General features: G+C 37.3%; 21 protein-coding genes and 2 pseudogenes. 3 read left to right on the top strand and 20 right to left on the bottom strand.

The window, feature by feature from the left end; genetic code table 11:
• Positions 1–26: 26 nt before the first annotated feature.
• The 14 genes from J2S06_RS05140 to flaG form a co-directional block, all read right to left on the bottom strand.
• Entirely contained in the window at positions 27–1271 is a 1245-nt protein-coding gene (locus J2S06_RS05140; protein ID WP_419151527.1) for a murein hydrolase activator EnvC family protein, read from the bottom strand.
• Between the two features lie 265 nt (positions 1272–1536).
• A complete protein-coding gene (gene ftsX / locus J2S06_RS05135; RefSeq protein ID WP_419151526.1) occupies positions 1537–2427 on the bottom strand; it encodes a permease-like cell division protein FtsX in 891 nt (296 codons plus the stop codon).
• Positions 2420–3106, bottom strand: coding sequence for a cell division ATP-binding protein FtsE (gene ftsE, locus J2S06_RS05130; RefSeq protein WP_419151525.1), 687 nt, complete (start codon positions 3104–3106; stop codon positions 2420–2422). Before ftsE ends, ftsX begins: the two co-directional genes overlap by 8 nt.
• A gap of 326 nt (positions 3107–3432) precedes the next feature.
• Complete coding sequence (gene cccB / locus J2S06_RS05125; RefSeq protein WP_419151524.1) at positions 3433–3768, bottom strand: cytochrome c551; 336 nt, start codon at positions 3766–3768, stop codon at positions 3433–3435.
• On the bottom strand, positions 3765–3908 hold the full coding sequence (locus tag J2S06_RS05120) for a hypothetical protein (protein ID WP_419151635.1): 144 nt from the start codon (positions 3906–3908) through the stop codon (positions 3765–3767). The genes cccB and J2S06_RS05120 overlap by 4 nt, the downstream gene beginning before the upstream one ends.
• 163 nt (positions 3909–4071) lie before the next feature.
• Positions 4072–5976, bottom strand: coding sequence for an asparagine synthase (glutamine-hydrolyzing) (gene asnB, locus J2S06_RS05115; protein WP_419151523.1), 1905 nt, complete (start codon positions 5974–5976; stop codon positions 4072–4074).
• Between the two features lie 620 nt (positions 5977–6596).
• Positions 6597–7698 (bottom strand): peptide chain release factor 2 gene (gene prfB / locus J2S06_RS05110; protein ID WP_419151522.1). Its coding sequence is split into 2 segments (ribosomal slippage): positions 6597–7625 and positions 7627–7698, totalling 1101 coding nucleotides; the frame shifts between segments, so codons are not numbered across the junction.
• Between the two features lie 84 nt (positions 7699–7782).
• Complete coding sequence (secA, locus tag J2S06_RS05105) at positions 7783–10293, bottom strand: preprotein translocase subunit SecA (RefSeq protein WP_419151521.1); 2511 nt, start codon at positions 10291–10293, stop codon at positions 7783–7785.
• A gap of 243 nt (positions 10294–10536) precedes the next feature.
• A complete protein-coding gene (gene hpf / locus J2S06_RS05100) occupies positions 10537–11094 on the bottom strand; it encodes a ribosome hibernation-promoting factor, HPF/YfiA family (protein WP_419151520.1) in 558 nt (185 codons plus the stop codon).
• Positions 11095–11627: 533 nt separating this feature from the next.
• Entirely contained in the window at positions 11628–12005 is a 378-nt protein-coding gene (locus J2S06_RS05095) for a hypothetical protein (protein ID WP_419151519.1), read from the bottom strand.
• A gap of 9 nt (positions 12006–12014) precedes the next feature.
• Positions 12015–12362 carry a flagellar protein FliT gene (locus J2S06_RS05090; RefSeq protein WP_419151518.1) on the bottom strand — a complete coding sequence of 116 codons (348 nt, stop codon included), beginning with the start codon at positions 12360–12362 and terminating at the stop codon, positions 12015–12017.
• Positions 12362–12763, bottom strand: a complete 402-nt coding sequence (fliS, locus tag J2S06_RS05085) for a flagellar export chaperone FliS (RefSeq protein WP_044747618.1) — start codon at positions 12761–12763, stop codon at positions 12362–12364. Before fliS ends, J2S06_RS05090 begins: the two co-directional genes overlap by 1 nt.
• A 66-nt stretch (positions 12764–12829) precedes the next feature.
• Positions 12830–14860 (bottom strand): flagellar filament capping protein FliD, encoded by a 2031-nt coding sequence (gene fliD, locus J2S06_RS05080; RefSeq protein ID WP_419151517.1) that lies wholly within the window; start codon positions 14858–14860, stop codon positions 12830–12832.
• 18 nt (positions 14861–14878) lie between these two features.
• Positions 14879–15217 carry a flagellar protein FlaG gene (gene flaG, locus J2S06_RS05075; protein ID WP_419151516.1) on the bottom strand — a complete coding sequence of 113 codons (339 nt, stop codon included), beginning with the start codon at positions 15215–15217 and terminating at the stop codon, positions 14879–14881.
• Positions 15218–15511: 294 nt separating this feature from the next.
• Between flaG and J2S06_RS05070 the strand changes: the two genes are divergently transcribed.
• On the top strand, positions 15512–16708 hold the full coding sequence (locus tag J2S06_RS05070; protein ID WP_419151515.1) for an MFS transporter: 1197 nt from the start codon (positions 15512–15514) through the stop codon (positions 16706–16708).
• A gap of 106 nt (positions 16709–16814) precedes the next feature.
• Here J2S06_RS05070 and J2S06_RS05065 read toward each other — a convergent pair whose 3' ends face one another.
• Complete coding sequence (locus J2S06_RS05065) at positions 16815–17000, bottom strand: hypothetical protein (protein WP_419151514.1); 186 nt, start codon at positions 16998–17000, stop codon at positions 16815–16817.
• 34 nt (positions 17001–17034) lie between these two features.
• Positions 17035–17220: pseudogene (locus tag J2S06_RS05060) on the bottom strand (NAD(P)-dependent alcohol dehydrogenase); the annotation flags it as partial.
• 85 nt (positions 17221–17305) lie between these two features.
• Between J2S06_RS05060 and J2S06_RS05055 the strand changes: the two are divergent.
• Positions 17306–17620 carry a coiled-coil domain-containing protein gene (locus J2S06_RS05055; protein ID WP_419151513.1) on the top strand — a complete coding sequence of 105 codons (315 nt, stop codon included), beginning with the start codon at positions 17306–17308 and terminating at the stop codon, positions 17618–17620.
• Positions 17621–17821: 201 nt separating this feature from the next.
• Here J2S06_RS05055 and J2S06_RS05050 read toward each other — a convergent pair whose 3' ends face one another.
• Positions 17822–18013, bottom strand: a complete 192-nt coding sequence (locus tag J2S06_RS05050; RefSeq protein ID WP_044896041.1) for a YjfB family protein — start codon at positions 18011–18013, stop codon at positions 17822–17824.
• A gap of 477 nt (positions 18014–18490) precedes the next feature.
• Between J2S06_RS05050 and J2S06_RS05045 the strand changes: the two are divergent.
• Positions 18491–18717 (top strand): annotated as a pseudogene (locus J2S06_RS05045) (IS701 family transposase); the annotation flags it as partial.
• Positions 18718–19210: 493 nt separating this feature from the next.
• On the opposite strand, the gene pseI reads toward J2S06_RS05045, so the two are convergent.
• From pseI to pseG, 3 genes are read right to left on the bottom strand one after another with little or no spacing between them, the layout of a single operon-like run.
• Positions 19211–20260 (bottom strand): pseudaminic acid synthase, encoded by a 1050-nt coding sequence (gene pseI, locus J2S06_RS05040; protein ID WP_419151512.1) that lies wholly within the window; start codon positions 20258–20260, stop codon positions 19211–19213.
• Positions 20257–20814: a UDP-4-amino-4,6-dideoxy-N-acetyl-beta-L-altrosamine N-acetyltransferase gene (gene pseH, locus J2S06_RS05035; protein ID WP_419151511.1), complete on the bottom strand. Its 558-nt coding sequence runs from the start codon at positions 20812–20814 to the stop codon at positions 20257–20259. Before pseH ends, pseI begins: the two co-directional genes overlap by 4 nt.
• Positions 20811–21905: a UDP-2,4-diacetamido-2,4,6-trideoxy-beta-L-altropyranose hydrolase gene (gene pseG / locus J2S06_RS05030; RefSeq protein WP_419151510.1), complete on the bottom strand. Its 1095-nt coding sequence runs from the start codon at positions 21903–21905 to the stop codon at positions 20811–20813. Before pseG ends, pseH begins: the two co-directional genes overlap by 4 nt.
• Positions 21906–21914 lie beyond the last annotated feature (9 nt).

Raw genomic sequence — 21914 nt, 5'->3', positions numbered from 1 at the left:
TAGAAGCTCAGATCCGTATGCAATGATTACGGAAGGACAGTTAAAGGATTAATCGCATTGGACTTGCTTGCATTCCAAGGTCCTTTATGCACTTCAAAGTGTAAGTGTTGTCCAAAGGAACGACCTGTGTTCCCCATATAGCCGACAAATTGACCTTGACTCACTTTTTGTCCACTTGATACACCTAAGCTATTAAGATGGGCATAAACAGTTGTGTACACTTGGCCATTAATGTTATGAGAAATAAACGCAACGTTGCCGTAGCTGCTAGAATAGTAAGCACGAATAACAGTTCCCGATGCAGCAGCATATACAGGTACTGTACCGCTTTTAGCAATATCTATACCGTCATGAAATTCTCCATCCCGCGGACCGAATTTAGAAGAAACATATCCTGATGTTGGCCAAATAAATCCGCTTGCATTAACCGCTGGGCTAGAAGATGCAGCAGGTGCGCTTGCGGTTGATGAAGAAGATGATGCTTTTCTTTGTTCGGCTAATCGACGCTCATATTCTCTTTTCTGTTCAGCAATAATCCGTGCTTGTTCAGCTAAAAATGCATCTTGCTCTTCTAGTTCTTCTAAGTCTTCCATCGCTTGATCGTGTTCTGCCGCTACTTCTTTTAACATTTTATTCTTTTCTTCAATTTGAGCATCTAATTGCTTTTTCAACATTTCATATTCCTTAAGCGCTTCACTTAAGTCCGTCAGCTCTTGATTCAGCTTAGCTTCAGCTTCTTCTTTCATTTTCATATCCCGCTGATGCTCTTCGATAATTTTTTTGTCTGCTTCAACAATGGTTGTTACGGCACTAATGCGGCTTACAAAATCACTAAAGCTTTGCGCTCCTAATAAGACGTCTAAATAACTAATGACGCCCCCGCTTTCTTGCAAAGATTTTGCCCGATCTTTTAACAGGTCATTTCTTTCATCAATTCGCATTTGTAATTCAGCAATTTGCTTTTTCAAACTTTCAATTTCTGCTTTCGTCTTTGTGATTTGCTCTTCTTTTTCCTTTATTTTCTTTGCCGTTTCCGATACTTTCATATCAAGGCTTTTAATTTCTGCATCTAATTGATCTTGTTCTGCTTCTAGTTTTTCTATTTCATTTTTTTTGCTGCTAATATCAGACTGAACAGAAGAACGTTCATTTTTAATTTTTGCTTGCTTTTCTTCAAACGATTCAGCTTTTGTTTGATTCGTTAACGGAAAAAAAACACTGCTTGTCCCGACAACAGCTGCAAGGCTCCATGTAAAAAATGTCTTTTTCACGTCTCAATTCCTCCCCTGATATGTATAAATCCGTACATTTATGTATTGAGATTAGCAAGCTATCAACTTGCTAATCTCAGACTGCTGACAATCGCTTGCATTCTTTGTTACTTCGCCCTCTTCGAATGCTCATTACCGTTCTTGGTAACTCCGCTTCTCATCGGGCTCGTGCCTCGAATGACAAACGTTTTCATCCAGTCTGCCAAAACCTCATATTTAGACTTGGTCTACAAACTGTAGATTAGCAAGCTATCAACATGCTAATCTATACTTTTAAAAATTTTCTTACCGACATTAAACTGCCCCAGATTCCGATAAAGGCTCCGAGGAAAATGAGAATCGCTGATACTTGGAATAGAAAAGGATTAAGTGGCAAAAGTTCTATAAAGGATCCTTGAACATAAGGATTCGCCCACTCGACAAAACGTTTGTAAATGATGATCAAAATAATTATCGGAATGATCGATCCTGATACCCCAAGGAATAAACCTTCTAGAAAAAACGGCCAGCGAATAAACCAATTCGTTGCTCCAACAAGTTTCATAATCTCAATTTCTCGTCTTCTCGCAAAGATGGTTACCTTGATCGTATTAGAAATTAAGAACATGGCCGTAAAAACGAGGCCGATAATTAACACAATCCCTACGTTTCTTCCGATGTTTACAACTTTAAAAAGTCTTTCAACCGTTTCTTCAGCATAACGGACATCTGATACGTGATCAAACTTTTCAATTTTTTGGGCAGTAGCTGGCGTATCTTCTGGGTTTTTCGTCTTAATCACAAAAACATCATTCAGTGGATTTTCTTGTTCAAAAAGCTTGAAGGCTTCCCCTTCTTCGCCAAAACTACTAATTAAATTTTCTAGTTCCTCATCTTTTGATGAGAACGTGACGCTTTCAACTTGCGGCAGGCTTTCCAGCTTTTTTTTCAATTGATCTCGTTGGTCCTGATTTGCTGTTACATCAATGAGAACTCGTATTTCGACATCATTTTCAATGTTCTTTGCGATGTTATTTAAATTAAACATGATGACAAGAAAAGTGCCGACAAGCAATAACGTCACCATTACTGCTGAGACGGACGCAAATGTCATCCACGTATTTCTCGCTAAGCTTTTAATGCTTTCGCGCAAATGACGCCCAAGAGTATTAATCATAAAGTCCATACTCCCCTCTTGTCTCGTCACGCACGATTTTCCCATCTTCAATGGCGATGACTCGTTTTCTAATCGTGTTGACAATTTCTTTGTTGTGCGTAGCCATCAAGATCGTCGTTCCCCTTTGATTAATTTCTTCCAGTAATCTCATAATCCCCCAAGAAGTTTCAGGATCTAGGTTCCCAGTTGGCTCATCTGCAATGACGACAGATGGATTATTAACAATAGAACGAGCGATGGAAACGCGCTGCTGTTCACCACCGGATAACTCATCTGGAAAAAAGCGAGCTTTATGTTTTAGTTGAACGAGATCAAGAACATCTAATACTCGCTTTTTAATATTTCTCGGTGGTTCGCCAATCACTTCTAAAGCAAAAGCAACATTCTCATAAACAGTTAATTTAGGCAATAATTTAAAATCTTGGAATACAACACCTATTTTTCTTCGCAAAAAAGGTACTTCTTGTTCTTTTAAATTTTCTAGTGACACACCGTTTATGACAATGCTGCCTTTTGTTGGTTTTTCTTCTCTGTACATCATTTTAATAAACGTTGATTTTCCAGATCCACTTGGACCAACAATGTAAACAAATTCACCTTGGTTTATCTTTACACTTATGCCATTAATCGCTAAAACGCCATTTGGATACGTTTTATAAACATCTTTCATTTCAATCATGTAATCACCTGAAGTTTTTTTGTTTCATGCTCAATAAAATTTCAAAAAAGTTGGTTGCGGAATCAAATGTCGCTTGCCTATAACAGTCAAAATAGCTATAGTAAAGCAACCGCCTTAAAAAAAGACTAAAAATATGAAACTTCATCCCTTTTTATTCGTCTTAATTAATGAACATGTGTCACTCATTTTTACAAAAACAATTATACCATCATTTTTCGTCAAAAATAGACTTTTTCATATTACATTTTTATTTCAATTGCGTAAAAAAAGACGAGAAACCGTCATGATTCTCTCGTCCAAAATATATTGGGAATTATTCTTTCCTGTTATTTTTTCTCAGCAAGCCACTCTGCTACTACTGCTGCCTTATCTTCAGTTAAAAGCCCATTTGGCATAGCGCCTCTTCCATTAATAATAATGTCTTGAATTTCTTCTTTACTATATTTTCCACCGACTTTTTCTAAGCTTGGACCAGCCCCACCTTCAAGGTTTTGGCCGTGGCAGCTTGCACAGCTTTGTCGAAATATGTCTTCTGCTGAAGAGGTTTCGGTTGGAGCTTCCTCTGTTTTCTCTTTTGTCCCATTGCTATCATCTCCACCACCGCCACAAGCTGCTAACAAAAGAGAAGTTCCTAAAAATAATGCCATCCATTTCAACTTCATCTTACATTCCTCCTAAAAAAATGGAATACAACGATATTATAACCTAATTTAAGTTGGATTAAATCCTTCCCCAATATTTCAAGAGCATCGATCACCACGACAAACGCTGTCGGTTTAATCGTTTTAGCAATTTGTTTCAATTTTGTGAATTGCAAAAAACCTCATCATGTAACCACAGAATGGTTAATTTTTTTTAGTTTCGGATTTAATAGTTGATTTTATTTTATATAATCAAATCCATTAAAGTAAATATTTTCTATTCACCATTTTAATAGGTTCATGCAAAAACATCATATGGCTTGCCTATAAGTTTATGAGATCCACCACTTTACTCTTTCCCTTTTGCAGAGCAAACGAATATTTATTTTCGATAAATATTTGATGCCATAACATAAAGATGAGTACAGTCCAAATTTTACGGCTATGATCCATTTTATTTTGATAATGTTCGTCTAACATCTTGTATAAGTAATGTTTATGGAAAAGGTAATCGGTTTCACTTTCATGAATCAATTCTTTTGCCCAATCATACAGCTCGTGTTTCAGCCAATGTCGTATCGGAACTGGAAAACCTAATTTTTTTCGATTTAATACGTGATCTGGTACGATCCCTTTTGCTGCTTTCCGTAAAATAGATTTCGTCGTTTGCTCAGCAATTTTATAATGCGCAGGGATTTTCATGGCCACTTCGAACACCTTTTGATCTAAAAAAGGAACACGTAATTCAAGCGAATTAGCCATCGTCATTTTGTCTGCTTTTAACAAAATGTCGCCTCTCAACCAAGTATGAATATCAATGTATTGCATTTTTGTCACCGCATCATATTCCTTCGCTTCTTCATAAAAAGGCTTTGTAATGTGCAGATAATCTTTTTCTACGTCAAAATGTCGGAGAAATTGTGCTTTTTCCTCCTGTTCAAACATTTTCGCATTTCCGATGTAACGCTCCTCAAGCGGAGTACAGCCTCTAAGCAAAAAGCTTTTCCCTTTCATCCCATCTGGTAAAGCGTGGGCAAGCTTTTTAATCGTTTCCTTTACTTTTTTCGGCAACGATTGAAATATACTTAAAGAATAAGGCTCACGATAAATGTTATACCCACCAAAAAGTTCATCCGCTCCTTCTCCTGATAAAACAACCGTTACATGCTTACGGGCTTCACGGGCAACAAAATAAAGCGGAACAGCAGCTGGATCAGCTAATGGATCATCTAGATGCCAAATAATTTTTGGTAATTCATTTATATATTCTTCAGGTGTAATAACATAGCTTATATTTTCAACATTTAAAATGTCTGCTGTTTCTTTTGCAACATGAATTTCACTATAACCTTCATGTTCAAAGCCAACTGAAAAAGTTTTTAAATTAGGATTGATCTGTTTAGCTAATGCTGCGATAAAAGAAGAATCAATCCCTCCTGACAAAAACGCTCCGACAGGAACATCACTGCGCATATGGGCTTTAACAGAATCAACTAATACATCTTGAATGTCTTTTATAAACTCCTCTTCACTTTTTTGTAAAGGCTGAAACGATACTTTCCAATAACGATGGAACGTTATTCGTTCACCTGGCTTTACGATAAAATAATGACCTGGAGGAGCTTTTTGCACCTTCATCATCATTGTGCTTGGTTCAGGAACAAATTGAAAAGTTAAATAATGTTGCAGTGCTTCATCATCTAACGATTCATCATCTTGTACTAAAGCAATGCTTTTTCTCTCTGATGCAAAAATTAGCTGTTCTTCATCTTCATAATAATAAAGCGGCTTAATACCGAACGGGTCCCGTGCACCATATAAAATTTTTTCCTGCTTATCCCAAATTAGAAAAGCAAACATGCCACGGAGCTTCGTTACGGCATCATAGCCATAAATATGGAAGGCACCTAAAATAACCTCAGTATCTGATTCAGTCGTAAAAGATAATCCCTTCTCTATTAATTCCTCTCTTAACTCTAAATAATTATAAATTTCTCCATTAAAAATAATCCAAAAGCGTTCATCAGCAAAGGAAAGAGGTTGATGCCCGCTTTCTAAATCGATAATACTTAAACGCCGGAAACCAAAACGTACATATTCATCCTCATAATACCCTTCATCATCTGGACCGCGATGCTTGATGATATCATTCATTTCCTTAAGCTGCTGGCGTTCAGTTTCCGTTGGGCTTTTCGGCTCCTTGTAAATAGCTCCAACAAATCCACACATGTCCTTCACCCTTCACTATTAGTCATTCGTTATTTAATAAATTCCATATCATTTTAACGAGCAAAACATTTCTATATTTTTCAAAATGATAAAAAATAGATTCAATTATTTTATACCACAGCTTTTATAGGCGATTCTTCTATATTCCTATTGATAAAAATTTCTGTTTTCAACCACAACTGTTGATTATCCATTATTTTACTTAAACATACAGAATCGTATGGCTGAACACAAGCTTTTCTGCTACATCCCTCGAACAAGAACGCCAGCGGGCAAATTCATTTGGCCGCTGATGTTCTTGTTCGAGAAGGGCATGCGTATAGCATGCCCAGTCGGCAAGAGATTCTCTTGCCGACTCCAGCAGAAAAGCTAGAAATAGAGCCATCTCATCTGGTTATTATTGGTTAATCAACACGCCTGGTTTTCAACAATCTTCTTCCTTTTGCTATAGACTAAAAAAGCTGCTTTCAGTAAACTTTATTGCTGTTGATAATTTGAGCTGTGAAGCAGAAAAGTGTCCGATTTCCTCATGGCAATGGCTCATTCAAATGTTGCAAGCAAATAAAACGAAAAGAAAAAGCTGTTTTATGATTTTTGCACAAAGAGGCCTTTTCATCATGCTACTTTAATTGTGAGCGTAAGTAAGCATCGATAAATGGGTCAATTTCCCCGTCCATAACGGCTTGAACATTTCCGATTTCGACATTAGTGCGATGATCTTTTACTAATGAATAAGGGTGAAAAACGTAAGAACGAATTTGGCTTCCCCAGCCAATTTCCTTCTGCTCTCCACGAATTTCGGCGAGCTCTTGTTCCTGTTCCTCAATTTTTTTCTGATAAAGCTTTGCTTTTAACATTTTCATGGCCCGTTCACGGTTTTTAATTTGGGATCGCTCCGTTTGACATGTCACGACAATACCTGTAGGCAAATGAGTGATTCGAACAGCTGAATCGGTTGTATTAACATGCTGACCACCTGCACCGCTGGAACGATAAGTGTCTATTTTAAGATCTTCATTACGAATATCAATGTCGATTTCCTCGTTAAACTCTGGCATGACTTCACATGACACAAAGGACGTATGTCTTCGGCCTGAAGCATCAAACGGAGAAATGCGGACAAGGCGATGCACACCTTTTTCTGCCTTTAAATAGCCGTAGGCATTGTGTCCTTTAATTAATAAGGTAACGCTTTTAATTCCCGCTTCCTCACCTGGAAGATAATCCAATGTTTCTACTTTAAATCCTTTTTTCTCTGCCCATCTTGTGTACATTCTTAAGAGCATGGAGCCCCAGTCCTGAGACTCGGTTCCACCTGCTCCTGGATGGAGCTCTAATATCGCATTATTTTTATCATACGGTTCACTTAATAGAAGCTCAAGCTCAAATTCATTAAGCTCTTTTGTTAAAGTTTTCAGTTCGCTCTCTAGTTCCTTTTGCAGATCCTCATCTGGTTCTTCTTTAATTAACTCATAAGTAACTTGTAGATTTTCATATGTTTCATTTAAATGATTAAATTGGTGGACAAGATCCTTTAAGCCATTTGCTTCATTAATAACCGTCTGAGCAGCTTGTTGATCATCCCAAAAGTCGGCTGCTGCCATTTTCTCTTCCAGCTCTTGAATACGAGCTTGTTTCGATTCTAAGTCAAAGAGACCCCCTAAAATCCGCTAATCGCTTAGCCATTTTCTCAAGTTCTGTTCGAATTTCTACTAATTCCATTTCCTTCACCTCATTGCTGACATTTATTTAATTAAAAAATTCTTAAAGAAAGAGGCAGATCGATCTACCTCTCAAGCGTTCTATTTATCGCCCGCAGCAATGCTTATATTTTTTTCCGCTGCCACATGGACAAGGATCATTTCGTCCTACATTCACTTTTTTACGGACGGGTTTCTTTTTCGCTGGAGCATCACCTTCTTTTGGCTGAACCGCTTCTCCTTTGGCAACCTCCTGACGTTTGAGATTATGTTGAATTTCGGCTTTCATGATGAATTTTGTCACATCTTCCTGGATGGATGCAACCATATTTTCAAACATCGCATAACCTTCCATTTGATACTCACGAAGCGGATCATTTTGGCCATAGGCACGAAGATGAATTCCTTGTCGCAGCTGATCCATCGCATCAATATGATCCATCCATTTCGTGTCAACTGCGCGCAAGACGATAACACGTTCAAATTCCCGCATTTTTTCTTCGCCAAACGCTTCTTCTTTTTCATCATAACGCGCTTTTGCTTTCTCCCAAATGATTTCGGCAATCTCATCGGATTCTTTTCCTTTTAATTCAGAAGCGTCAAATGTCGTATGTTCATCTAAAATATTCGCTTTTACCCAATCAACTAAACCGTCTAAATTCCAATCCTCCGGCAATTCTTCTTCCGGCGTAAAGGAAGCGACAACTCGATCAATCGTTTCCTTCATCATCTCTTCTACTTTTGCACGTAAATTTTCCGATTCAAGCACTTCGTCGCGCTGTTTATAAATCACTTCACGCTGTTCGCGTAAAACTTCATCGTATTGAAGAAGCTGTTTACGGGCATCGAAGTTATTTCCTTCAACCCGTTTTTGAGCTGATTCCACTGCTCTTGAAACCATTTTACTTTGAATCGGCTGGGAATCATCCATGCCAAGACGGTCCATCATATTCATCATACTTTCAGAACCGAAGCGGCGCATCAATTCATCTTCCATAGAAAGATAAAATTGGGTAACACCTGGGTCCCCTTGACGGCCAGAACGACCGCGAAGCTGATTATCAATTCGGCGTGATTCATGGCGCTCCGTTCCGATTACCGCAAGTCCGCCAAGCTCTTTAACCCCTTCCCCAAGCTTAATATCCGTACCGCGTCCAGCCATATTTGTGGCAATCGTGACAGCCCCTTTTTGACCGGCTTGTTCAATAATTTCCGCTTCTTTTGCATGGTTTTTCGCATTTAATACATTGTGCGGAATTCCTTTTTTCTTTAATAGACTTGAAATATATTCAGACGTTTCAACCGCAACAGTACCGACAAGAACAGGCTGTCCGATCATATGACGCTGTTCAATATCCTTTACAACTGCCCGAAACTTGCCTTCCATCGTACGATAGATCAAATCTGGACGATCATCACGAATGACCGGCTTATTCGTTGGAATGACGACAACTTGCATATTGTAAATATTGCGAAATTCTTCCTCTTCTGTTTTTGCTGTACCAGTCATCCCAGCAAGCTTTTCATACATACGGAAATAGTTTTGGAACGTGATCGTCGCTAACGTCATGCTTTCATTTTGGATTTCCAGACCTTCTTTTGCTTCAATCGCTTGATGCAGCCCATCGCTGTAGCGGCGTCCTTTCATCAAACGCCCTGTAAATTGGTCAACGATGACGACTTGCCCATCTTCTACAACATAGTCGACATCACGTTTCATAACAGCATGAGCTTTTAAGGCATTGCTAATATGGTGATTAATCGTTACATTTTTAAGATCAAATAAGTTCTCAATATTAAAGGCGCGTTCCGCTTTTGTCATCCCTTCTTCTGTTAGCTGAACGGCTTTCGTTTTTTCATCAAATGTATAATCAACATCTTTTTTCAGCGTCCGAACGAAGACGTTTGCTTGCAAGTATAGCTTCGTCGATTTCGCCGCTTGTCCAGAAATAATCAAAGGTGTTCTTGCCTCATCAATTAAAATCGAGTCAACCTCGTCAATGACCGCAAAATGAAGAGGGCGCTGAACCTTATCTTCTTTGTAAAGAACCATATTGTCGCGCAAATAGTCAAATCCAAGCTCATTATTAGTCGAGTACGTAATGTCAGCCGCATAGGCTTTTCGTTTTTCTTCTTTTGAAAGTCCATTTAAATTCAAGCCAACGGTTAAGCCGAGAAACTCAAACACCTTTCCCATTTCTGTCGCGTCACGCGTTGCTAAATATTCATTAACCGTTACAACATGGACGCCTTTCCCTGTTAAGGCGTTTAAATAAACAGGCATTGTTGATGTTAACGTTTTTCCTTCCCCTGTTTTCATCTCGGCAATATTTCCCTCATGGAGGGCAATGGCCCCCATAAGCTGCACTTTATATGGATAAAGTCCAAGTACACGGCGTGCCGCTTCCCTTACAACGGCATAAGACTCAATTAAAAGGTCGTCAAGCGTTTCCCCTTTTTCTAAACGCTCAACAAACTCTGTTGTTTTTCCTTTAAGCTCTTGGTCTGAAAGCTTTTCCATTTCAGGTCCAAGCGCATTTATTTGATCAGCCATTTTTTCATAGCGGTTCAAGGTCCGTTTATTGAAATCAAACACTTTATTGAAAATACCAAGCATGTTAAACGCTCCTCTAGATTAAAATGAATATTATCTTCATAAATTAAATTGTATCACTGCTTTGTGCCACAAACAACTTTCACTATGGACAATGGATGGGCATCCAAAAAATATTATTTTTTCTTTCATTATAAACAAAATTTCAGGCATATGATGTAAATTGAAATATTTTACATATATTTTTTTAGCTTGATACTTCAAAATGAAAACAGGTGCAGCATACGCTGCACCTGTTCAGTGAGATTATTCATTTGGTTCGATTAAGCCATATTTTCCGTCTTTGCGGCGATAAACAACATTTGTTCTATTTGTTTCAGCATTTGTAAAAACGAAGAAGTTATGCCCAAGCATATTCATTTGTAAAATCGCTTCTTCACTATCCATTGGCTTTAAATTAAAGCGTTTCGTTCTGACAACTTCAAGCTCATCATCTTCCTCTTTTTGGAGATCAGCCTCTCCATTTCCAGAATGGATCAAATATTTCGTATCAACCTGCTGTTCACGCAATTTGCGGTTTACTTTCGTTTTGTGCTTGCGGATTTGACGTTCTAGTTTATCGGTTACGAGATCAATCGCCGCATACATATCTTCATGATGTTCCTCCGCCCGCAATACTAGGTACGGCATTGGAATCGTCACTTCAATTTTAGATTCTTGATCATTATAATACTTTAAATTAACGTGTGCTGTTGCGTCTACTTCATTATCAAAATAACGCTCTAGCTTAGATAATTTTTTCTCAACATACTCTCGGAGTGCCGGAGTTACTTCAATGTTTTCTCCTCTGACGTTGTTTCTCATTTAGGAACTCCTCCTTTTATTAAGGATATGTAAATATAATACTTGAAATCCCCCACAAATTCCTGCTTATTCCGAAAATCTTTCGTGAAAATTTTGTGAATTTGTCAATTCATGTAGAATTTTGCCTATATTCTCTATTTTATATCAGGCGTGTTGATTAACCAATAATAACCAGTTGAGATGGCTCTATTTCTAGCTTTTCTGCCGGAGTCGGCATGCGAATCGCTTGCCGACTGGGCATGCTATACGCATGCCCTTCTCGAACAAGAACATCTGCGGCCAAATGAATTTGCCCGCTGGCGTTCTTGTTCGAGGGATGTGGCAGAAAAGCTTGTGTTCAGCCATACGATTCTGTATGTTTAAGTAAAATAATGGATAATCAACACTTGTGATTTTATATACGAAAAATTAGAAGGATGTCTCAAATATACACTCCATTGTCTGAAAAACTTCTTTTATATAATTTTTCTCCAAACTGAAAGGACCGGTTTTTCCCGATCCCTTTCATACTATTCACAAGCTCCAATCATTTGCTAATGCGTTACATATTTTTTTAGCTTTTTTTGCAAAAGGTCTTTCCATTTGACATAGGTTGGGTATAATTCTTGTTTTATGAATGGCTCTAAATGTACTGGTTGAAAGGAGATGAAATCGAGCTTCTCCATCATTTCATCAAGCATGCCCATTTCTTCTGTTATGGAAAAATCTTTTGGAAAAAGCGAATCAAACAGATGACGTGTTGAATCAATTTCCTTCATAGCGACAATGATATCTATCATCACTTGGTCTCGTTCGACATATTGAATATGATCAAAACTAGAAAGAATATATGAAAACCCTTCTTCAATCGTATCAAGCAAATAATAAAATCGCCGTAAAAAATCCAATTGTTCAGATGAGATCGTCCACACTGATTTCACCTATTTCCGTTTATCATAGAACATACCATCTATCGTATCAACTTGATAAGGATTTGTATACTTGTTCGTTGAGCTTTTAGTCGATTTAAGATGCAGCAAATCTTGTTTAATTTCCCTTTGGATTTGTTCAAGCTTCATCTCTAGCTTTTGATTGAGCTCCATTAAATGTCGGCCTTTTTCTTTTTCCGCATCAGAATACGGAGGTTTTAACTGTTTGATCAAGCGTTCACGTTCTATTAAGAGCTCATCGATTTGTTTAATTTTGTCATCACGTTCTTTTTTATTCATGCTGTTCGTTGCCATTAATAGTTCTTCGGTAATAGCTATGACCTTATCTAACAAATCCATTATGCTTGCCCGCCTTGTGGATGCTGTTGTTTACGGTTAAGTTGTATAACCTCTTTCCAAGTATCACGGAATTGTACGACATAGTCTTCTACTTCATCTAAAATGCCCACATCATTTTTAATATTTGCTTCAATTAAACGGCGATTCATATATTCATACATAGCCATCATACTTTTCGCAACGTCTATATCTGTATTTAAGGTAACCATAAGCTCTTGAATAATTTTTTGTGCTTTTTGGAGATTGATATTTTTTTGTTCCACATCATTTTCTTCTATAGCTTTTTTCGCTAACTTAATAAACTTAAGACAGCCATTATACAGCATTAACGTCAACTCACCTGGTGAAGCAGTCTGAATACTATTTTCTTGGTAAGCTTGATATGGATTATTCATTGCCATAACGCCACTCCTTATCATTTGCACTAGATCCTACAATATTATACCAATTTTTCCATTACAAATGGATTAATATCCCATGCCAAATTGCTGCATTAAATACATCGATTGCTCATTCATGCGCTGGATCGCCGTTTCCATTGCGGTAAACTGGCGCCAGTAGCGATTTTCAATGTCAACTAAACGTCTTTCAAATGCATCGATGCGATCCTCTAAATCCTCTAAATTTTTCCCTATTGTGTACGTGTTTAGCACAGAAGTAGACTTCCCTGCTTTTTCATTGATTTTATCCATGGCGTTCGTTATCGTGTCGTACATCCGCTGCACAATGCCCTTTTCACTCTCATCCGTGCCACTACTATTAAATAGCGCTTCAACGGCCTCTGGATCTTCTTCAATGGCCGCTTTTAATTTGGCTTCATCAATAATTAATTTCCCACCATCTAAATAGTTTGGTGATGTCGTAATGCCAATACTTGCTAGCTGATTATATTTTGAACTAATCTTATCATTTGTAACAGGTTGATAAGCATCGTATCGCAGCTCGGACAACGCACTAGACAAAATCGAATCACGTCTTAATAATCCGCTTTTTGCCTTTTCTTCCCAAAGCTCTATCTGCTTTTCGCTCATCGCTTCTTTTTGCTCTTCCGTTAATGGCAAATAATCACGATAGCGCTCTTCGGAAATTTTTTGCTGGATTTTATCAATCGTTTCATTATATTTTTCAACGAACGCTTTAATCTTTTCAACCACTTTGTCAGCATCGTTGGAAATCGCAATCGTAACACTCGGATCTGCCGTTGTAAACGTATCTTTCAACGTAAACGTTACACCAGAAATCGAAAAAGTATTAGACGTTCGCTCTGTTTCTAAACCATTTATCGTAAATATTGCATTTTTCCCGCCAAATTCAGCTGCACCATTAAAATATAAGACATCGTTTAAAAAGGAGCCGGAAGTTACGATTTCCGGATCTAATTCCGTGCCATTAAAGTTACCTGTTTCTGTTCGCGTGATGGTCACTTTATCTGAAAATGAGTCATAAAACATCGTCACGCCAGCATCGGATGAATTCACTTTATTAATCACCGTATTCAAGGATTCGTTCCCTTGAATGGCAAATTTTTCGTTGACCGCTTCACTCTTTTCGTTATATGTTGTAATGCCAAATGTAAAGTAGTTTTGTTGATAAGTGGCTTTGATAACAGAACCCTCTGCAATAGTATTGTCCATCGTAATTTTTCCAGTGTTTAAATCAATGGTTCCGACTTTGGTTCCAGATGCATCTTGAATTTCATTGCCGACATTCGTATAAGTTGTGCCATCAATATCAAGGGTTAAACTTCCATCGACAATGGATCCTTTTTGCAGCTGAATGACGTTTGTAGCTTCCGCTAGCGTTTTATCATCATCGACGCGTACATCTGTCATATAGTCAACCTTAATTGTGCTTCCTTTTTTAATAGTATCTCCAAATGTGAGATTTCCACTTGCATCTATTAAAACTTCTCCTGTATTAGGAGTTCCAGATGTAACCACGGTATACGCTTTGCCGTCTACTTTGACGACCATATTGGCCGCTTCCGTTAACAATACACTTGCCCCGGGTTTCAATGATAGGGAAAAAGAAGTTCCAGCTGCACTTGCTGTAATCGTCTGATTTTCAACACTGCCTTTCTTCCAGTTGAAATTTGAATTAGCAAAATCACCTTGAATTTCATATAACCCTCTAGAAGTGTCGATTTTCGTACCAGCAGATACAGCACTTGTACTTACTTTCGAAGCCGCTTCTGCAAGCTGTTTAACCTCTGTAATAGTATAAGAAGCGGTTCCAGCTGCACTTGATGCCGTTGCCGTTACTTTTGACTCATTTGATGACGTCGCATTTCGAATGCGAAAATTACTTGATAACCTCATGTTGAACATTTCATTACGTAATGATAGCAAAAGGGAATTCATTTCACGGTAATCATCGCGCTGCCATTCTAATATTTGCTTTTTTTGATACATTTTATCTAAAGGCATACGCTCTGCCTTCATTAAGTCTTTCACTAATTGGTCTATGTCCATACCACTTGCTAAACCGCCAATTCTCATCGTTTTTCGTCACCACCTTTACACTCTTTCATTGATGATGATACCGATTAACTCGGCCATCGCTGCATACATATCGAGCAATTTTTTCGGAGGAATTTCGCGAATCACTTCTTCCGTTTCTTTATTAATGACTTTCACGTAGTATTCGTTTAATTCCTCATGAAGCTCAAATTGAATCGATGTTTCCACAGGCTTTATAAATTCATTCATCTTTTTAACCGCTTTTTCTAGCTCGATTTTAGGGACGGGGGAATCGTTCTGTTCACTTTGAGCTTGATTCGCTGCAGCATGCTCCCTATTCGGATAAGAATCGTGATCATACAAAAAACTTTTTTGCGAGACTCTTTCCACCAACATACAGCTTCCTCCTAAAACGTTAGTAGCTATTTTTAATATCGGAACAAAAAGCATTTTCTAAAGTTCGTATTCAGAAAAAAGTGGAAAAAATATCGCTCATCAAAACTTTGAACGAAACCATTTTCCTTTATTCGTTTGTAAAAATCTTAAAATATAAACCTTTGTATCTGTTTTTGTAAGATCAGCTACATATTTTCATATTTTCAAATAAGCTACCAGAATAGACGGTTTTCATTTTTTAGCGTTATAATAAAATATAATTTGAAACATTGGAAGCAAAAGAGGCGAAAAATATTGACGTATATCGAAAAAGGCAGTTCCGAATATGTAAAAGCAAGCATTGCACTCTTTTTCGGGGGGTTTGTAACATTTTCTATTTTATACACCACCCAACCGCTTTTACCGGTTTTCTCGCAAGAATTTCACGTATCTGCTGTAGCGGCAAGCTTAACATTATCCTCTTCGACCGGAACGTTGGCGATTATGATGTTAATAGCTGCTAGTTTATCAGATCAGATAGGAAAAAAGACAGTCATGATCGCATCCATGCTTCTTACCTCTATTCTGTCGATTACGATCGCCTTTAGTCCTAACTTTTTTTCACTTGTCCTTTTGAGAACGATGCTTGGCATTGCAGCAGCCGGCATCCCCTCACTGGCGATGGCTTATGTCGCAGAGGAATTCGACTCTCAGGCTATCGGCAAAGTAATGGGATTGTATATAAGCGGTACGAGTATCGGGGGAATGGCAGGGAGAATCGTCACTGGTTTGTTGACGGACTTATTTTCATGGCGCACTGCTTTGTTTTCCATCGGTGTGCTTGCCTTAATATTAAGCATTATTTTTACTCTAATTCTTCCGACTCCGAAAAATTCTAGCAAAAAAGAACTTTGCATAAAAACGGTTATTCAAACATATGCGGTTCATGTACGAAACAAAGCGCTCATGTCACTCATCTTTCTAGGCTTTTTATTTATGGGGAGTTTCGTCACATTGTATAACTATATCGGCTATTTACTAAGTGAGCCGCCTTATTCGTTTAGCCAATCATTGCTAGGGTTTCTTTTTATCGTCTACATATTTGGCAGCTTTAGCTCTGTCTACATGGGAAATAAAGCCGATCAATACGGCCATTCGTTTGTATTAAACATATCGCTAGCCTTAACGATCGCAGGTGCTGTTATCACCCTAATGCCGCCTGTGCTTGCGAAAATTTTGGGAGTTTCGTTATTTACGTTTGGATTTTTTGGATGCCATTCCATCACGAGCGCTTGGATAGGTGAACGCGCTAACATCAACAAAGCGCAAGCCTCCTCTTTATATCTTTTATTCTATTATTTAGGATCTAGTCTAGTCGGTACATTTGGAGGCTATTTTTGGACCCATTTTCATTGGTTCGGTGTGATCGCCTTTACAATGACATTACTAACTTTAAGCTATCCGCTTATCATGTATGCACAGAAAAATTTAATACATGATATACGCGCCTAAAGGCCGCAGCTTTGAACATGATTAAAAGCCGCTTTGTCAATTGGACGGCGGCTTTTCTGTTTGCACATACGAAAATCAGCTTTCGCGAACTAGGGACATCCCCTTATTATTTTAATGTCGGTCTTGGAATCGAAAAAATATGGCCAATTTCTGCATAGTTCGCTCCACCTAATCGACAAAGCGGGGCGATTTTTTCTTCGATCACCCTACCATCATCATATAATTCATCATCTATTCGAAAAATTAATTTTGTTTCATTTCCATCATGTTTACATTTGGAGCATCTTCTCAAGATGTTAAAAACCCCGATGAACTCGGGACAAACATTAGCTTATTTTTAAAATTGGTTGGATCGTTGAGTCATTTTTTGAATCTTCAAAGGCTTCGTTAATTTCGTCAAACGGGTAAAAACGAACCAATTTATCAAATGGGAATTACCCATTTTTATAATATTCCACCAGCTCCGGAATAAACACCTGTGGGACAGCATCACCTTCCATAACTCCCATCACATCAACATAAATAACAAGCTTGTCACAATCATTCCTTTCGAATAAACTTGAAGAGGGGAAATTTTTTTCTGAAAGGAGCAAAAAAGTGGAAAAGAAGCTTGACTTAATTTTAGAAAAAGTGACGTCTATTGACCATGAATTAAAAAATGTACATGCACGACTCGATCGAATTGAAGAACGGTTGGATCGGGTTGAAGAGCGGCTGGATCGGGTTGAAGAGCGGCTGGATCGGGTTGAAGAGCGGCTGGATCGGGTTGAAGAGGAACAAAAAGCGATTAAACAAGCTGTTATGGAAACAAACGAAGAAGTGAAAAACCTCCAAGAAAGCTTCAAATCCGTTTACGAAATTATCGGTGAACATGACGTTGCCATCCGTACGTTACGAAAAAAAATCATGTAACATACAACTACCTCAAAAAGTGATTGCTTCACTTCTTTTTTTGTCAAAAATCGCTTCACAAAGATTCATTACCCAAATCATTTTGCTAAAATCCCACGTAAGAAGAATTTTAAAAATCTTGCTTCATGTTTAAATAAAAGCATCTTTTTTATGGAAAAAAGTATGGGGGCAAGATGTTTTTCTCACCCCTATACTTACAGCTTACCCTTTCAAATCAATCGTATTTCCTAAATGCGCTTCGAGGGATACAGGTGGCTGCGAGCCTTTTAACATTTCCGCCATATTTTGTCCATTTTGCTCGGCCGTATTCATCGCAATCTTAAATACTGACAAGCTTGCCTGCTGTTGAACATTCGCTTGGCTCATAGCCACTGATAGTAAAGAAATATCCATTTCATCAACTCCGATATTAAAAATGGGATTCATATTTTATATCGACAGACTTTCATATTTTTTTCATGCAAATTCGCTATTGGATATCTTATCATGTCCAACTCGTGAATACGATTCGTACGCTTATGTTAAAAAAGATCTTTATTAGCCGTTACCTATTATTAACTGCTTTAAAATATTTTAATGTAGATGAGCGAATTCCCTAACATAAATTTACATCCAAACAAAAGAGAAGACATGGACCATCAAAGAATCCAAATGTTTAGTCATTTCTCTTCTTTTCTATCTTAATTTTTGTACTTCAGAAGTCCAATGAAGGACTTTTTCTCTTCTATCTATCTTCATTATGTCCTTTAGGAGTCGTATGAAGGACATTTTTTATGCTTTCTATCTCCATTATGTCCTTCAAAACCCTCATGACGGACATTCATCATCTACCATTGCTTCTTTTTGTACTTCATCTCCTCCTGAGGCTTGATGGAACTTGATGTATACCTCATTCGCAAACGTCAGACAATGAAACGGTATTGAATCTTTGTACAACTTGCTTATGTGTACAGCATGTTCAAGTCCAACAGCAAGTTTTTCGGATAGGCTCGATCTCCTGTGCAAAAAAAAGACATAGCCTCGTAGAGTTCATTTACTATGCGGCGAAGCAAAATATTCCCATTGATGCTGTGAAAATACAGCTCCACATGGCATAAGAGGTACCTTGTTTGTTTTTATGGCGATTATTGTAATCAAAATTACTCAACCACAGTATTTTATAAAAACAACTCATTCGAAAAACAATTTTTGAAGACTATTTTAAACTCGAAAATACAGAACAGATTCAATACGAAAAACAAATCATGCTACTAAACTTCAACCAAGCTATCTTTCGAAATTACTACCTAAATGAAGCTTCAACTTTTAGGTTTTGTCTTGTTGGCAAAAAGTCAAAAAATAATTTTACAGAATATTGAAACTATATTTACATGACGCTCATGATGGGATGTTTATAATAAATAACTTATCGAGCATTCTATAAATAATCCGATATATTATAAATCTATTTCTTTTCAGTTTTTTGTTGTACATACAGCATTAAATTCTTCATGCACAACTTACAAACTATAGTTATGACAATCGTCAATATAACAAAGTATTCTCATATATTTGACAAAGCGTTTTTCTAACAAATGTAACCGTATCACTTTATAAAAACTCCCAACTTAATGGGGTTCCCGCTTTAATATCTTGTTTAGCTTCTTTCCCAATTAATCGCTCATAATATTTAGGAGCTAAGCCATAACCTGGTCGTACTACTCTAATATTTTCTTTATTAAATTTTTCCCCTTGTTTTATATCTTTAGCTACATACAACGAACGTCTAAATTTCAGCGATGCTTTCTCTTTCTCAGTTGGTCCGTATTTCACTTCCCCTAACGCCTGCCATGCTCTTTCAGTTTCTACTACTAATGCTTTCATTTCATCAGGCTCCATTGAAAATGCAGAGTCTACCCCGCCATCTGCTCTTGATAAGGTAAAGTGCTTTTCAATGACCGTTGCTCCCAACGCAACACTTGCAACTGCAACTCCTACTCCCATCGTATGATCCGATAAACCAACTTGACAGTTAAATAGCTCACTCATATGAGGAATTGTCAGTATATTTGTATGTTCAGGAGAAGCCGGATAAGTGCTTGTACATTTTAAAAGAATCAAATCCTTACATCCTGCTTCTCTTGCTGCTCTCACAGTTTCATCTAATTCGGCCACCGTTGCCATTCCTGTTGAAATGATCATCGGTTTCCCTGTTGAAGCAACTTTTTTAATAAGTGGAATATCAGTATTTTCAAAAGATGCAATCTTATACATTGGTACGTTTAATTCTTCTAAAAAGTCTACTGCTGTTTCATCGAAAGGGGTGCTAAAAGGAATCATCCCTAATTCTCGAGCACGATCAAAAATAGGTTTGTGCCACTCCCAAGGAGTATAGGCTTGTTGGTATAGCTGATATAACGTATGTCCCTTCCATAAACTATCGCTATCTTCAATTTTAAATTCCGGATTTTCCAAATTTAATGTCATTGTATCCGCTGTATATGTTTGAATCTTTAACGCATGTGCTCCAGCCTTGGAAGCTGCCTCAACAATCGCTAAAGCACGTTCTAAGGATTGATTATGATTCCCAGACATTTCTGCGATAATAAATGGTTTATGATTTGATCCAATCCTTCTTGCTTCAACAATAATTTCGTTCATGCTCTCATTCCTTCTATCATATGTTGTATTATACTTTTTTGTTCTTTCCATTCTTTATTAAATAAAGCCATTAATATGACATCTGCATATTGTTTATTTTTAAGGACGTGTTCTCTCAAAACACCTTCTGTTTTAAAACCTAACCGCTGATGATAACGAATGCTTCTTTCATTGAAGCTGATTATCTCGGCACATAATTTACGGATGTTTAACTCTTCAAATACAAAATTCAAGGCTAAGTATCCCATTAAAGTTCCTGAACCTTTTGGCGCGTTTTGATCACCAACATAAAATCCCCAAGAACATTTGCTATTTTCAAAATCGATATTAGTAAAATTTACAACCCCAACTGGAACATTCTCTAAGTAAAAAATTTTCACAATGATTCGCTCGTCTTTTTTAATTTTGTCAAACCACATTCTATGTTCTTCTAGCGAAATGACCCAATCATGAAACATTACGGATCGAATATGTTCCTGATTTCTCCAATTTAACACCATTTCTAAATGTGAGGAATTCATATCTTCCAATCTTGCACATTCTAACAGATTCATTTTAGTTCCTCCATAATTACCTTAACAACTGGATAAGTATTTACAATTTTGTGATTGACAAGTTTAGAAGCACGTTCAGATAGTAATTGAACTTTTTTAGGATGCTCGATTAAATCTTTTACAGCCTCAAATATTTGATCAGATGTAACTTCATCACTAAATCCAAGATTAATAGTCGCACCAAACTTGCTAACAGAATCCGTTAACTCTATTTGATTATCCGCTACAATAATTGTAATGGATGGAAGCCCTAAATAACATCTTTCCCATGTTGTTGTTCCGCCAGCTCCGATTGCTAAATCTGCTTCATTCATCAATTCTGCCATGTTTGACACTTGGCAATGAAAAAAGAAGTTGAGATATCGATCACAATATTCTCGAATTTCATGTTTTCTTTTATTAGATGAACCTACAACAACATTTACTTTTATGTTATTTTCTAATAAAGCCATTGCATTCAGTGTTTTGATCGTTTCATTCGTATGATCCGTTCCGCCAAAGAAAACAAGAATGTTACGAATTTTCCCATCACGAATGCGTTTCTGACGAGAAGCTACGATAAATTCTTCCCTTAACAACACATAATTGGGACCTAATAGTTGCTTACATTCAGGAGAAACTAAATGTTGATATCTTTTTTGATAATTTAAATGCCAGTTTTGATCAAGGAGAAAATCACAAACATGTTTCCGATTTGCTAAATCATCGATCACCATTATTTTTTTTGAAAAAGGCTTTATCTTGCTCTCCCATTTACTATCCAATCCATAATGATCGACAACTAATAAATCTATTGAAAAATTATATTTTTTAAACAAGAATTGAGTTTCATATACATCTTGTTTCCAATTTTTTTCATACCATTGAAAAATAGCAAGACGGTCAGCCTTATTTATTTGAATTTTTGGGAGAACTAAAACGCGAAAACCATTGTCTTTAATAAAATGAATTAAATTGCCTTCAAGATCTCTGCATATAAAAGAAACATCGGCATTAACTTGTTTTTTTAGTTGATTTGCCAATGTTAAACATCTCATCACGTGACCAGTTCCAATCGTTACTGATGAGTCAACCCTAAATACAACATTCATTTTGAAAAC

The organism is Bacillus alveayuensis (assembly GCA_030812955.1).
GTDB lineage: Bacteria > Bacillota > Bacilli > Bacillales > Aeribacillaceae > Bacillus_CB > Bacillus_CB alveayuensis.
Note: the sequence above shows the minus strand (reverse complement) of the source record. Positions and strands in the feature narration are given on the sequence as shown.

What these genes read in the sequence shown, in the direction of transcription:
- secA (WP_419151521.1), bottom strand. Translation starts at nt 10,293, where the DNA reads ATGCTTGGTATTTTCAATAAAGTGTTTGATTTCAATAAACGGACCTTG.
- hpf (WP_419151520.1), bottom strand. Translation starts at nt 11,094, where the DNA reads ATGAGAAACAACGTCAGAGGAGAAAACATTGAAGTAACTCCGGCACTC.
- ftsE (WP_419151525.1), bottom strand. Translation starts at nt 3,106, where the DNA reads ATGATTGAAATGAAAGATGTTTATAAAACGTATCCAAATGGCGTTTTA.
- ftsX (WP_419151526.1), bottom strand. Translation starts at nt 2,427, where the DNA reads ATGATTAATACTCTTGGGCGTCATTTGCGCGAAAGCATTAAAAGCTTA.
- fliS (WP_044747618.1), bottom strand. Translation starts at nt 12,763, where the DNA reads ATGGCAATGAATAATCCATATCAAGCTTACCAAGAAAATAGTATTCAG.
- flaG (WP_419151516.1), bottom strand. Translation starts at nt 15,217, where the DNA reads ATGTTGGTGGAAAGAGTCTCGCAAAAAAGTTTTTTGTATGATCACGAT.
- fliD (WP_419151517.1), bottom strand. Translation starts at nt 14,860, where the DNA reads ATGAGAATTGGCGGTTTAGCAAGTGGTATGGACATAGACCAATTAGTG.
- pseG (WP_419151510.1), bottom strand. Translation starts at nt 21,905, where the DNA reads ATGAATGTTGTATTTAGGGTTGACTCATCAGTAACGATTGGAACTGGT.
- pseH (WP_419151511.1), bottom strand. Translation starts at nt 20,814, where the DNA reads ATGAATCTGTTAGAATGTGCAAGATTGGAAGATATGAATTCCTCACAT.
- pseI (WP_419151512.1), bottom strand. Translation starts at nt 20,260, where the DNA reads ATGAACGAAATTATTGTTGAAGCAAGAAGGATTGGATCAAATCATAAA.
- asnB (WP_419151523.1), bottom strand. Translation starts at nt 5,976, where the DNA reads ATGTGTGGATTTGTTGGAGCTATTTACAAGGAGCCGAAAAGCCCAACG.
- cccB (WP_419151524.1), bottom strand. Translation starts at nt 3,768, where the DNA reads ATGAAGTTGAAATGGATGGCATTATTTTTAGGAACTTCTCTTTTGTTA.
- J2S06_RS05050 (WP_044896041.1), bottom strand. Translation starts at nt 18,013, where the DNA reads ATGGATATTTCTTTACTATCAGTGGCTATGAGCCAAGCGAATGTTCAA.
- J2S06_RS05090 (WP_419151518.1), bottom strand. Translation starts at nt 12,362, where the DNA reads ATGGATTTGTTAGATAAGGTCATAGCTATTACCGAAGAACTATTAATG.